General features: G+C 55.9%; 6 protein-coding genes. 5 read left to right on the top strand and 1 reads right to left on the bottom strand.

Going from position 1 to position 13,404, the window contains the following annotated elements:
• Nucleotides 1–6 precede the first annotated feature (6 nt).
• The gene (locus ACIQLI_RS11495; protein ID WP_400388329.1) at nucleotides 7–294 is read right to left on the bottom strand and encodes a hypothetical protein; all 288 of its coding nucleotides are present in this window, start codon (nucleotides 292–294) and stop codon (nucleotides 7–9) included.
• Between ACIQLI_RS11495 and ACIQLI_RS11490 the strand changes: the two genes are divergently transcribed.
• The 5 genes from ACIQLI_RS11490 to drmB all read left to right on the top strand — a co-directional run bounded on the left by ACIQLI_RS11490 (nucleotide 293) and on the right by drmB (nucleotide 13,298).
• Nucleotides 293–1,405, top strand: a complete 1,113-nt coding sequence (locus ACIQLI_RS11490) for a DNA cytosine methyltransferase (protein WP_400388326.1) — start codon at nucleotides 293–295, stop codon at nucleotides 1,403–1,405. The genes ACIQLI_RS11495 and ACIQLI_RS11490 overlap by 2 nt on opposite strands.
• 118 nt (nucleotides 1,406–1,523) lie before the next feature.
• The gene (locus tag ACIQLI_RS11485) at nucleotides 1,524–6,173 is read left to right on the top strand and encodes a sacsin N-terminal ATP-binding-like domain-containing protein (RefSeq protein WP_400388323.1); all 4,650 of its coding nucleotides are present in this window, start codon (nucleotides 1,524–1,526) and stop codon (nucleotides 6,171–6,173) included.
• Nucleotides 6,170–7,978 (top strand): UvrD-helicase domain-containing protein, encoded by a 1,809-nt coding sequence (locus ACIQLI_RS11480; RefSeq protein WP_400388320.1) that lies wholly within the window; start codon nucleotides 6,170–6,172, stop codon nucleotides 7,976–7,978. The genes ACIQLI_RS11485 and ACIQLI_RS11480 overlap by 4 nt, the downstream gene beginning before the upstream one ends.
• Before the next feature lie 543 nt (nucleotides 7,979–8,521).
• Nucleotides 8,522–11,218, top strand: a complete 2,697-nt coding sequence (locus ACIQLI_RS11475) for a helicase-related protein (RefSeq protein ID WP_400388317.1) — start codon at nucleotides 8,522–8,524, stop codon at nucleotides 11,216–11,218.
• Nucleotides 11,211–13,298 carry a DrmB family protein gene (gene drmB / locus ACIQLI_RS11470; RefSeq protein ID WP_400388314.1) on the top strand — a complete coding sequence of 696 codons (2,088 nt, stop codon included), beginning with the start codon at nucleotides 11,211–11,213 and terminating at the stop codon, nucleotides 13,296–13,298. Before ACIQLI_RS11475 ends, drmB begins: the two co-directional genes overlap by 8 nt.
• Nucleotides 13,299–13,404: the final 106 nt, after the last annotated feature.

Genomic DNA, 13,404 nt, shown 5'->3' with positions numbered 1-13,404 from the left:
TACGCCTTAGACTCGAGGCGGTGCCCTCTCCCGTCGCTTCGCCCCAAATCCCCTGCTCTCCGGCACCGACGGCGGCACAGCATCTACCTCCGTGAACTCGGCCGCCGAGGCATGCACCTGCACGGTCATCTGGAAACCATCGACGACGGCAACATCACCTTCAGTGGCGATCTCCCCGAACGTCTGGCAATAGTTGGATCTGTCTTCGTCCTGCTCATAGTTACTTCCAGCGACACGACCCGCTTGCGGCGAGGCCTGGCCAGCCCACCCGGACCGATATTCTTGATGCACCATGACTAATGTTTCCGCCTGTCCAGCAGCGCCGTATGAGCGCAATAAAACCGCCACGTCGGTTACAGTTTTGGACCTCTTCGCTGGCGCAGGCGGATTGACCCAGGGTTTCTATGCTGCATCTCGTCGTTTCGTTACTGAGAGAGCCGTCGAGTTCGAACCAGCAGCTGCTGCTTCCTTCGCTGCTACGTTCGGTGAGAAGGTTTACGCTGGCCCCATCCAGGATTGGCTCGTTTCAGAAGAGGTCCCACAAGTTGATGTGGTAGTGGGCGGCCCCCCCTGCCAAGGTTTCTCCCAACTCGGAAAGCAGGATCCCGAGGATGTGCGAAATCAACTGTGGCAGCCCTACGCTCATGCGCTTTCGCGGGCCAATCCCAAGTACTTCGTCGTGGAGAATGTGCCGGCGTTTAGTAAGTCTCAGCAACTTCAAGACTTCAGAGACGCAACGACCAAGGGAGGCCTTATCGAGGACTTCGACTTTCAGTGGCGCGTGCTCAACTCGGCTGACTATGGTGCTCCTCAGTCCAGGAAGAGAGCAATTTTGATCGGCCACAGGAGGGATCTCCCTTTTCCCGGATTTCCAGCTCCTACTCATATTGGCCAGCATCAGACTGTTCGAAAGGCGCTGAAAGGCATTAAGCGCCAAGTGACAGACACGCTCCTGCCTTCTCGTTCAATGCAGTACGCGGGCCGAACCCTCGCTGGACCCTTTCGCACCTCGGAGCTACACCTCAGCCGGGACTACGCAGAGCTCTCCCTGAATAGATTTGTGCATATACCCGCTGGCGGAAACCGATTTGATTTGCCGGAATCTTTGCTTGCTCGTTGCTGGAAAGAACACAAAACTGGTTCAGCAGACGTGATGGGGCGCATGCATTGGGACCGGCCCTCGGTAACCGTGCGGACAGAGTTCTTCAAACCCGAGAAAGGACGGTACCTCCACCCCACTGAGCACCGAGCTATCACTCACCTAGAAGCGGCTAAGTTGCAAGGATTCCCTGACGACAGACTGTGGGTCGGCTCGAAAACTGCCATCGCCAAACAGATCGGGAACGCTGTACCCACTGCACTTGGCGCCGCCATCGGACGACTCCTTCTCGAAAGATTCCTCTAGAAGTGCCGGAGTTTGGACACGTGTCTTGGTTTGGCGGCCCCTAGTGGTAGAACCGTAGAAGCGAATCGAGGATCTACCCTGATACGCCGCCGGGGCAGGGTCGATATGGGGGTACATTTTGGAGAAATTGTCAGCGTGGGAGAGTCCGACAGGCAACTTGGGGACGTGGGTCGCCGAAGATGCCCGGGCTGCCCTGGAGGCTTACAAGATCCGTCCGAATTTGGCGCGCGAGCACGACAACATCGAGCGAAGCACCGTTGAGAGTGGATATGGGCGCAAGCAGCTACATGAGCTCGTCCAGAACGCAGCGGACGCAATGGAAGGCACAAACGGCCGGATATGCCTCATTCTTACGGAAGATACCCTCTATTGCGCTAACGAGGGAACCCCGTTGGATAAGCCCGGCCTGGAGGCGCTGTTCATGTCGCACTCTTCTCAGAAACGTGACGACAAGATAGGCCGATTTGGGTTGGGCTTCAAATCGGTTCTGCAAGTCAGCGACCGACCGGAGATCATCAGCCGTACAGTCTCCGTGCGCTGGGATCGAGAGAAATCCCGGCGTTCTATCTCTGCAGCGCTTCCTGGCCAAAAGTACTTCCCAGTATTGCGGCTGGCAGAAGCCTTTGACCCGGCCGAGCCAGCCAAGGGTGATCATGTGCTGGCAGAGCTGATGGAGTGGGCGACCACAATCGTGCGGTTGCCTCTCCGGGAGGGTTTTGTTTGGCTTGACGATGAGTTTGAAGTTTTTCCGCCTGAATTTATGCTCTTTTCCGAGCAGATAAAGTCGCTTGAGCTTGACAACCGTCGCACAGGATCAAAGTCGTCCTGGACGGCATCTAGGAATGGCCGCGAGGTAAGGCTGCTCGCCGCTGGTGGTGAGGAAGTCATCTGGGATGTCTTCAGCTTCCCGCACCAGCCTACCGCTGAAGCCATGAGGGAGGCCGGGTCTATTGCCGCTCGTTCCAGCCTGCAAGTGAGTTGGGCAGTCCCTCGAAAGAATAGAGGAAAGCGACCGGGTCAGTTTTGGAACTACTTTCCAACTCCTACTTTCACTTCACTCAGCGGTATCGTGAATGCGGCCTTCAAATTAAATGAGGACCGACAAAACATGTTAGCCGGGCGGTACAATGAGGAAATCCTCAAAGTAACATTGCCACGCATTGTTGCCGCAGCACTTCCCGACCTAACTGACATCGATGATCCCGGAAGTATCCTCGATATTCTTCCAGCCCGTTTTCGACCAATCGAGGCACGCTCCTGGGCGGATGAGGTCCTCAACAACCCAGTCATGCAGGCGGTTGGTTCGATGAGTTTCGTGCCAAACCTATCCGGCGAACTTCGGCTGGCAAGTGAGATCCGGATCGCCCCCGACCTTCGAGACGCTGGAAAAATAGAGGCATTGTGGGATGCCGCCGTTCCGCGCGGTCGCCCCTGGGCGCATCGAACCACTTTCGCCACCAGGGATCGCAATGCCACTCTCGAACGTCTCCTCGGCATCGCCAAAGTCGAACGAGCAACTGTCGTGGAATGGCTGGAGGAAGTCGTTTACTCCGGTTCACTCAAGGACTTTGCAAGTGCTCTTGAAATTGCAGTCGCCATAAACAAGTCTCACCCTGAACTCTGGGCTGACATGCGGCAGGCAGAAATCGTCCTGGCTGGTGACGGCAGTCGCCAGAAGCCACTCACAAGTTCGATCTTTATTCCCGTTGATGACGACGACAACGCTGAAAACCTCGTATCCATTGAATTACTCGCAGTCAAGAATGTACGCGAGTATCTGAGGACACTAGGTATAGGGCTTCTTGACGCACAAGGTCAGCTGCGCAAGGTCGTGGCGCTGGTGCTGACAGACAGTTTGGATGATGAGGCGAAGAGCAGCATGTGGCGGTTAGCTCGCTCTGTACCTGCACCCCAAATGGTGATTCAGTTGCAGGATGCCTTTCCTGAGCTCTCTGTTCCTGTTCGCTGCGAAGACGGTATCTGGCGTAGAGCGTCTGATGTATGGCGCCGCGGTGGAATGTTTCCCGCTAACGGCACCGGAGATAGCAACCTCGTTGTAGACGGCACGTTCCATGCGGCCGACGTGGAACTCCTCAGGCAACTTGGAATCAAGACGGACCTCAGCCAGCCTGCTCAGACCACTTCCGGACCCCTATATCGGCAATGGCGAGAGGCACAGGGAAAAGCGATCCAAAATCGGTTCGTTGGCTCGCCCACACCAGTATCTGGAATTCATCTGAAGTTCGCGCCTGCGTTCGCTGTCGCAAAACTTGAACTTCTTACCAACGCTAGCAAGGAGGCCCGGCTACATGCCACGAAGCAAATCCTGCGCAGCCGACACTACCCTGTGGTGGTGGCAGTCAGCAACCAATACGTTGCGGACATCCAGGTTGATGACCCTGATCTTTGGTGGGCCTCACAGTTCGGCGTGGTTGACACGGCTCTAGGGCTCATTGACGCGCTTCATGCCGTCGGGCCGGTTGCCGGCATACCGAGTGGTTTTCTCCCCACGCCAACTGACCCCGAAGCCGCCGCCCTCCTCCGACTCCAATCGGATCCCGCAAGATTCAATTGGTCTCATATATACAGATTGGCCGCAGCAAGGCTGAGTATCCCCCATCTTCACCAGCTTTACGGCGTCGCGGCGGTTAAACATATGCCGAGCCCGAAACTAGTACGTGTAGAAACGAGAGAGGGGCTCACTGAACTTCCGTTCCGCGATGCAACCCTCGCGCTCGACGAAGCTACATACCGGCACTACGCCGAGAACCGCGGCGCTGCCGTCATCTTCACAGACAATAGCGAACTGAATGCTGCCCTGGAAAACGTTTGGAAACTTCCTACTGTCAGCGTCGCATTTACCACACAACTGACTTTCACTGAAGAAGGTCCGCGCCAGAAACTTGGGGAAAGGATTCCTTATATCCACATTCCCTTCAGCGGCGCTTCAAAGGTCGAGCTGGTTCCCTGCTCTCATCTGGCGTTCGTCACTGTCAATGACACTGATGAACATAGGAGTGAACGGTCTCTGGAAACTCACATGGATGACCAGACCTTCTTCTTCCGTTCACACTTGACACCCCAACGATGGCTGCAGGCACTACTGGAGGCCCGGGGCAAGCGGTCCACAGCCACCAATGTTCTCAAGGCCGCCAAGGCTGCTGCGGCCGAAGCGGACAGAGTCCGCAGATTCAAGGAGATAGCCAAGCTGACTGACGACGACGAGAAGCTTGTGGCACTCGTCGGCGAACAGGCCATACGCGACCTTATCCCTCCCCATGTCTTCCAAATGCTGGACCATCGAACGGATGAGAAGCTGACTGGAAAGAAACTTGCCGGGCTCGCGAGCACTTTGCACGGAGCCAGCCTCTTCAAGAAGATCAAGCCCTTTTTGGACGAGCAGGGAATCCAAACTCCGGCCCAATTCAGCGGCAATGCAGCCGCACGGGAGTTCCTAAAGAGTCTCGGCATATCGGAGGACTACTTTCCGACCTCCAGCGGTGGAAAAAAGCCGCCGAGAGAAGAAGTTGTCGGGCCTATACACTTAAGCCCAATGCACGACTATCAAGTCGACGTCGGTATACAGATCCAAGAGGTATTGGCGGGCAAACGAAAGTCACGCGCAATTGTTCAGCTACCCACGGGCGCCGGAAAGACTCGTGTCGCCGTCGACTCGGTCATCGCTCACGCCGCAACCACCACGAAGCCTCAGTTGGTTGTTTGGGTCGCCCATACGAAGGAACTTTGCGATCAAGCGGTTGAGGCGTGGCTCTACGTCTGGCAGGCGGGCGGCATACCCGGAGAACGCTTGGCTGTGAGCAGACTTTGGGACAGTAACGATGCCAAGCCAGAGGAAACGAGGATGCACGTCGTAGTCGCGACCATTCAAACTCTGGGCAGCATCGTAGAAACTCGGGCAGCTGACTACGAATGGCTTTTCGACGCCGACACATTGATCATCGATGAAGCACATGGAGCGATAGCACCCTCTTACACCGAGGTTTTTAGAGCGTTCGGGCGCACTAACGCCGATCGCGGAAAGCCGGTTATTGGCCTTTCCGCTACGCCCTATAGAGGAGTCAACGAGAACGAGACCCAACGTCTCGTGAAGCGGTTCGACGGACAGTTGCTCGTTCCATCGCAGTTTGATACGGAACATGCCCACACCTATCTTCAGGATGCGGGAGTGCTAGCAGGCGTCCGTCATGAATCACTTGAGGGTATTCAACTCAAGCTCACGGCTGGAGCGACGCTTCCAGGACGCTCAACGAGCGCGATGCTTGAAACTCGCATTGACTTCGATGCGGTTGCCCGAAACAAGGACCGCAACGATGCGATCCTTGACCACGTCAAGAGCATCGCCTCGAGCCAGACTGCTCTAGTCTTCGCAGCCTCAGTCGACCATGCTGAGGCTCTCGCAGCGACTCTCGCGGCAGAGGGCATATCTGCAGCCGCAATCTCCTCGAAAACTCATCCGGCGGATAGACGGCGTCAAATCGAAGATTTTCGAAATGGAAAAATCCGGGTCCTCACCAATTTTGACGTTCTTTCTCAGGGCTTCGATGCACCAAAAGTCGGCGCGGTTTATGTTTGTCGGCCAACTTTTGCACCAAACAAGTACCTCCAGATGATCGGCCGAGGTTTACGTGGACCCATGAATGGTGGGAGCGATGAGGTACTCATCGTAAATGTGAATGACAATATAGATCAGTTCGGGGAAAAGCTAGCTTTCAATCATTTTGACTATCTGTGGAACCGTGACTCATGAATGCCTTCGAACTGGATGAAAGTCAGAAATCGGTAGCCTTCGCCCCGTCGAATGATAGACAATATGTAATTGCCGGTGCAGGCCAGGGCAAGACGCAAGTTCTCATATCGCGCATTGAGTATCTAGTCGAGATCGATGGGTTAAACCCCGCGGACCAAATCTTGGTCCTAAGTTTTTCGCGCGCCGCAGTCGAAGCCGCCCGCAACCGGGCCGCAGCAGCGGTTGCGGAACAAGTGTCCATTAGAACCTTCGACTCCCTGGCCTCGGCAGTTCTGTTTGATTTGGACGAAGACGATAATTTTCGCGGACTCAGCTTCGACAAACGAGTTCAAAGGGCTACCAAACTTCTCAGGAAACATGGGTTGCCCGACTTTCTTGCCGAAGTAAAGCATTTATGCGTGGATGAGGCCCAAGATCTCGTGGGTGATAGGGCTCAACTGGTTATTGCAATTCTCGAAGAGGCTGACCCTGAGATAGGATTCACTTTCTTGGGGGATCCACTCCAGGGAATTTACGATTTTCAGCTGAGTGACTCGGACGACAAGACCTCGGCTAGGGAATTGCTGCGTCAACTCCTTGACGATTTCGACGCCAGACGCCGCGAGCTAAGAGTCAACTACCGGGCCCGTAGCCAGAGGGCCCAGGACTTAGTCTTGCTTGGTAATGGACTGCGTGACGTTGAGTTCGAAAGCATGCATCATGCTGAAGCGGCGTTTGCAGCCATCGAGCGCTTCCGTTCTCAAGAGCCGACATCCCGCTCGTTCCTTGAGGTCACTTCGGTTTTGGATCCGGCACCTGACACAGGTGCGATCCTCTGCAGAACGAACTATGAGGCCCTGGTCGCCAGCGAGCAAATGGACGCGGAAGGCTGGCCGCACTCGGTTCGGCGGAGATCCCAAGAAGTGGGCTGCGCCAGCTGGATTTGGAGTGCCCTCCATGATCTTGCGCCCACAAAGTATCCGCAGAACACCATTACAGCTAAGATCTGTGCCGCTGGTCGATGTGAACCTGAAGCTGATTGGTTGGCGCTAAAACAGTGCGAAGGTAATTGGAGAGACCCCGAAACCCTAAATATTGGGCTACTGGCCCGCCGTCTCTTGGGAGGCAGCGTCCCGATGGTCCTTACTGCCGGGGAAGAATCTCTGCTGACAGTGTCGACGGTCCATCGGGCCAAAGGGCTGGAGTACGGTCATGTTCTCTTCATTGAATCCGGAGTCAAGACGGAGACGGAAAGAGACTTTGATGAGATGACGCGCCTCACCTACGTCGCGTTGAGCAGAGCTAGCGACTCGATCCTTTCCGCAAGACTCATTTTGCCCGCGGGAACGTTCCCCAAGAAGCATCGGGCAACCGGCCGATGGACCGAATCACGTTTTTCGAGACCGAATCACTATGTTGCACGCATGGAAATGCTTTCTTCCGACGTCCGAGCCACATCCCCCTATTCCTCGGCAGGGCTAGAAGGACTTTCCGTCCAGCACAACATATTAAGCACGGCGCTAGGGACTCCTGCCCAAGCAGTCCTCACCCGTGAGGCTGACGAGCATCAGCCGGCGTTTTACGAGTTACAGACCGCGGAGGGTGCTCCGTTGGGGATAACCACAGAGCGGTTTGGCCGCGACGTAAAACAAGTGTTTTATCGATGGGGCGAGTTCAAATGGCCATCGAGGCTTACAGGTTTGCGCGTTGCATCCATTGAGTGCGCGGCAGGTGCCCCGGAACAGACGGAAGAGATGGGCCTCGGAAGGTCGGGCTTGTGGCTCGTACCTAGGTTTTCGGGCCTCGCCCGAGCTAGTTGGAAGTGAGCCAAACCAATGACAAGCCTTGATTCAAAGTATGCATTTAGATCAGAAATGATCGATCGACTTGTACGAGATCTATACGGCCCCGACGTAGTCGACGAGGTACTTGACGAGCGACCTTTGGACCGGTACATAACCGGCGTCCTGTGGCCACAATCTGACGACGCCCAAGATGAAGTTCCTGAGGACGATGCTGCAGCTATCGGCGATGATGAGGAACTCCTGGACAGTCCAGTCGCCAGCAGTCGGATGACATACCCAGCCAGCATCGGGATGACGTTCACCGTCAACTTGAGCCTCGCAGAAACGGTGACCATTCGCCCGAGGGCAGCACGCTACGTGCCTACGAGTAGTCTGCTAGAAGAGACTGATGTTGGCGCCCGCAAGGGTCCAGCCTCGAATAGCAATGTCGATCAATGGACTCGGCATCAACTTTCGTTGGCACCCATCTCCGTTAGTCTTCTCTCGCCTCCGTCCGCCCCTGAGCCATTAGTTGCTGGCGCTTTAGAGCTCTTCATTTTCGTTCGGCCTCCAGTCGAAGGCTCCGTGACTGTGACGATCGCGCTGAGGAACCTCCTGAGCAAACCTGCCGAAGGCGACCGGGACGCGAACTGTTGGTTTCAGGTAGGGCTGGAGGTAGAGACGAACACGCACGCGCTCCTTGATCGTCAGGGGCTTCACGACGGTCTCGCTGATGACGACGACGTCGTTACAGCTCAACTCCTGTACCGAAATGCACGAATGTTCGCGGCAGGTCATGGATGTGCCACCACATGGCTCGAACAAGATGTCCACGAAGGACTATGCAGACGTGCCGAGACGACATTCGTCCCGCGGCAGGAAGTGCCCCGCGCCATGACGGGAGACGTCCTGGCCAACTTGTCGTTCGGGTTACTCTCAAGTGCCTCCTCTGATCAAGTAACGGCTCAACTTTCGCTTCTGGTTAGGGAGTACCGCGACTGGATAGCCTCGAAATCCGCCGGGCTCGATATCCAGGCAAGTGCCGATGAGGATGTTCCCGAGCATCTTCGGTCGAAGGCCGAGCGCCACCTGGATGCAGCTTCCGCTGCTGCCGATCGGATACAGGCAGGCATCGATCTACTCCGCGACGATGCAATAGCGTTCAGAGCATTTCAGCTCGCTAACGAAGCCATGCATATACAGAGATCACGACAGGATTGGGTCCGGGCAAAATCGGTTGAGCCATTTGTCCTAGACGGCAATCAGTCTTGGAGGCCGTTCCAGATCGCATTTATCCTGCTGAATCTCCCTTCCCTTACAGATACGAGCCACGGAGAGCGTAAGGTAGCTGATCTCTTGTGGTTCCCAACCGGTGGCGGGAAGACGGAAGCGTATTTGGGCCTTATCGCCTACACGATCATTCTCCGACGCCTTCGCGATCCAGATGCCAAAGGTGTCGCAGTCATTATGCGCTACACCCTCCGGTTGCTGACAATCCAGCAGTTCGAGCGGTCCGCCATGCTTATCTGTTCCCTGGAGCACTTGAGAAATGAGGTCAAGGGCCTCGGTTCTGAGCCCTTTAGCATAGGGCTGTGGGTGGGGGCTGGCGCGACACCTAACAACACTGACGTTGCTCGGCGGAATCTACGTAAGCTCGCACAGGGCCTGGATGTGATCGAAGGAAATCCAGTCCAGCTTAAAGCCTGCCCATGGTGCGGGCGAGTCCTGTCGGAGGCGGACTACGCTGTGCGCAACTTGCCGATTCAGCGAATGCTAATTAGGTGCCCAAATGACTCGTGTGAGTATAGATCTGGTCTCCCTGTCCACCTCGTCGACTCCGACATATACCGTGAACGTCCCGAACTTGTCATTGCTACAGTCGACAAGTTTGCGCAGATGGCTTGGAACGGTGCCATTGCCAGTCTTTTCGGTCGCGGTACAACTACGGACTACGGCCCTGACCTTGTCATCCAGGATGAGCTGCATCTGATTTCTGGACCGCTTGGATCAACAGTTGGTATCTACGAGACCGCATTCGATCTGGCGGCCAGCGATGCCCTGAGAAGTGGGGCAGAGGAATCCACTCGCCGTCCCAAAATTATTGCGTCAACTGCGACAATCCGTCGCGCTGAAAAACAGATCTATGCCGTATTCGATCGTCAATCAGCGTTGTTCCCACCGCCCGGTCTTCGGCCCGATGATTCGTTCTTTGCCGAACGAGCACCGCGTGAGGAATACGGAACCCGAGAATACGTCGGTGTCATGGCCTCAGGAACGAGCCACGCCACATTGATGGTCCGGGTCTATGCCTCCTTGCTAAATTCGGGGCTTCGGATTGATGGTACGGACGAAGACCGAGACCCGTACTGGACCCTTATGGGCTACTTCAATAGCCTGCGTGTGCTCGGAAGCGCTTATCTTCAGGTGAGCGACGACGTCCGCGTCAGACTCGGCCTGTTAGCCTCTCGGGACGGCCAGCCCGATAGGGTGCGCGAAGCTCACCCGAACGAACTTACCAGTCGCGTGCCAAATAACCTGATACCAGCTCAGCTCAAGAACCTTGAAACTCGTTTTGGTCAGGATGGAGTTGAGAACGTTGTCCTCGCCACCAACATGATTTCCGTCGGCCTGGATGTCGATCGGCTAGGGCTCATGGCGGTCATGGGCCAGCCCCAGTCGAGTGCGGAATACATTCAGGCTACAAGCAGGGTCGGACGAAAATATCCGGGCCTAGTAGTCACTATTTTCAATTCATCCAAGTCCCGAGACCGCTCCCATTTTGAAGGGTTCGTTCCATTTCATCAGGCCATGTACCGAGCCGTGGAGGCAACGAGCGCGACACCCTTTGCCGCCCGCTCACGCGACCGGGCTCTTCACGGTGTCCTTGTATCCGCCGTGCGCATGCTCACGACAGAGTTGGCGGGCCCCGGGGCTGCTGCTTACATTGCCCAAAAGACAGACATTGTTGATGACGTAGTGCACCGGTTAGTTACCCGAAGCAGATCGGTCGCAGAATCGGAGTCGGAAGCCACCCGGGAACAACTTCGGACCCTCATCGACGTGTGGACTGCAGAAGCAGCGGGGAAAGCTTCACTGCAGTACGAAGATCAAAAGAATCCAGGAAATGCCTTACTAATTCGCTATTCTCAAGCTTTAGAACAAGAAAACTTTAATTTCTCAATGGATCAAGCTCCCTGGGCCACTCCGGAAAGCATGCGCGACGTTGACGCTGTCACGCCTCTCCGGCAAGTTCCCCTGCGGAAGGAATCTTCGAATGAATGATCTGAATCTCCGCAGGGCACAACTCCTGTCCACTTATGGCGTCGGGGGGCTACTTCCTGACGAGAATGCTAGTTTCATGGTGGCGAGCTTGGACCAATGGGACACAGAGCTGCTGTCCCGGGTGCCGGAACCACGACTTGCGCGCGCCCTACACGTCGCAGATCTGTTCCTGCCCTCGTCTAGTAAGCGCCAAGGATCCGTGCCGGTTATCCGGTTCCCATTCATCCAGTCTTGCGGCAGGTGCGGGCGACTTGGCGACCTTCATAGCCTCAAGTCGAAGTGGAACGAACCCTTTTGCGGCTTCTGCAAACCGAAATCTGCGCTGACTCCTTCCCGTCTCATCATCACGTGCGAGGACGGACACATAGACGACTTCCCCTACCACTTTTGGGTCCATGGTGACTATTATGCTTCTGCTCCAGACGACCACCAGCTCACGCTGAAGGCACTAGGCCGTACTTCCTCGCTCGGCGACATGATGGTTTCTTGTTCATGCGGCCGAAAGCGCAGTCTCGCCGATGCATTCGCTCCTGGCGCCTTCGGGCCTATGCGATGCAGTGGACGTCGTCTATGGTTAGGCGGGCACTCTTTCGCTCAGAAAGGCTGCATCAAGCCCCCTCGGACTGTTCAGCGCGGCGCCTCGAATGTTTGGTTTCCATCCATCTCTTCAGTTATTTCCATACCGCCGTACTCCGAGGCACTTGCAAAAGCGGTCGCGCAGGATGCTCACATTTTGTCAGAACCTGAAGTTCTTGGACCCGAAGGCCAATTCGTCATTAAGGCCACCGCAAAAAAGCACGGATCGAAATTCACGCCCGAACAGATTCTAGCCGAGGTAAGACGTCAATTTCACGGCGGTGACGACGACGTTCCTGACATGGCTGAGCTTCGGCGGCAGGAGTTCGAGGCGCTAATGGAAGGCCGCGAAGACGGTCCCGGTCGTGACTTCGTTTGTCTGCCTATTGACGTTGATCCGAGCATTCAGCCACTGGTTACCGCGGTTCGGCGCGTTACGCGGCTCCGGGAGGTCCGAGCCCTATTCGGCTTCACCAGGCTGCTGGCTCCCTCTGAGGATAACCCGGACGTTAAGACCTGCGTTCTTAGTCCCGAGAATGACCGGGTAAATTGGCTGCCCGCGGTTGAGAACATCGGCGAAGGAATATTCATCTCACTCGATCGAGCCCAATTGCAAAAGTGGGCTGAGCAGCCGTTCGTTCGAAGCCGAAAGGCCCAATTGGATTTCAACGCACGCGCGGCAGCGGCGCAGCGTAAACAGAAAACAACCGATGTGGATATCATCAAGGTGGCCATACATACGTTGGCCCACGTGCTGATAGACCAGCTAGCTTTGGATGCGGGATACCCCACTTCTTCAATTCGGGAGCGCTTGTATGTAGATGAGGACTCTGCAGGCATGCTGATCTTCACAGCTTCCGCCGATTCTGCGGGGAGTCTCGGAGGCCTGGCTGCACAGGCCGATACCGAGATCCTCGCAAAGGTGATAGTAGATGGTCTTCGCAGACTGGAATGGTGCTCGGCAGATCCCGTCTGCATCGAGTCCTCAGGGGCAGGAACCGATGGCCGCAATCTAGCCGCCTGCCATAACTGCGTATACCTGCCTGAAACAAGCTGCGAGCATTTCAATGGGTCCCTGGACCGAGGACTTCTCTACGGAATCGGCCCGGACGTTGATAAAGGGATGTGCAGCGCTATCAGCTGGACCTCATCTATCCGAGGTGCTATCAAGCTAGACGACTCGCTCCGAGTGAAGGTCTCCGATCAAGCGGAAAGCATAAACATAAGTTCTTGGGAGTCGGCCTTGGAACTCGCAGATGCCCGCGTCTTGCCCCTCGCCACCGCTTTGAAGGACCTGCATCTTCCGGCTCCGGAGACGGGCGTGGACATCGGGCCATCCTGCGAGTGGGTTGCCGAGTTACTTTGGCCTGCATATGGAGTCGCTGTGGTCGATGGCATAGACGAAACACGCGATTCTTGGCTTGCTATCCACAATTGGAAGCATTTCAATATCGCGTCAGTTACCCCTTCCGAAGTGGCGGCCGTATTCACAGGGAAGCGCTGACGGGCGAAGCCTCAGGCTGGCACGAGCCGGTAGTGGCTTAGGCAATATGAAGTGACGGTTTGAACCGGTTCATGCCTAAACACCGAAAAATTGCCGGTTGGGGTCG

The sequence above is a fragment of the Paenarthrobacter sp. NPDC091669 genome (assembly GCF_044756725.1).
In the GTDB taxonomy this organism is placed as follows: domain Bacteria; phylum Actinomycetota; class Actinomycetes; order Actinomycetales; family Micrococcaceae; genus Arthrobacter; species Arthrobacter bambusae_C.
The sequence above is the reverse complement of the archived record's forward strand: the minus strand, read 5'-3'. Positions and strand labels throughout refer to the sequence as shown.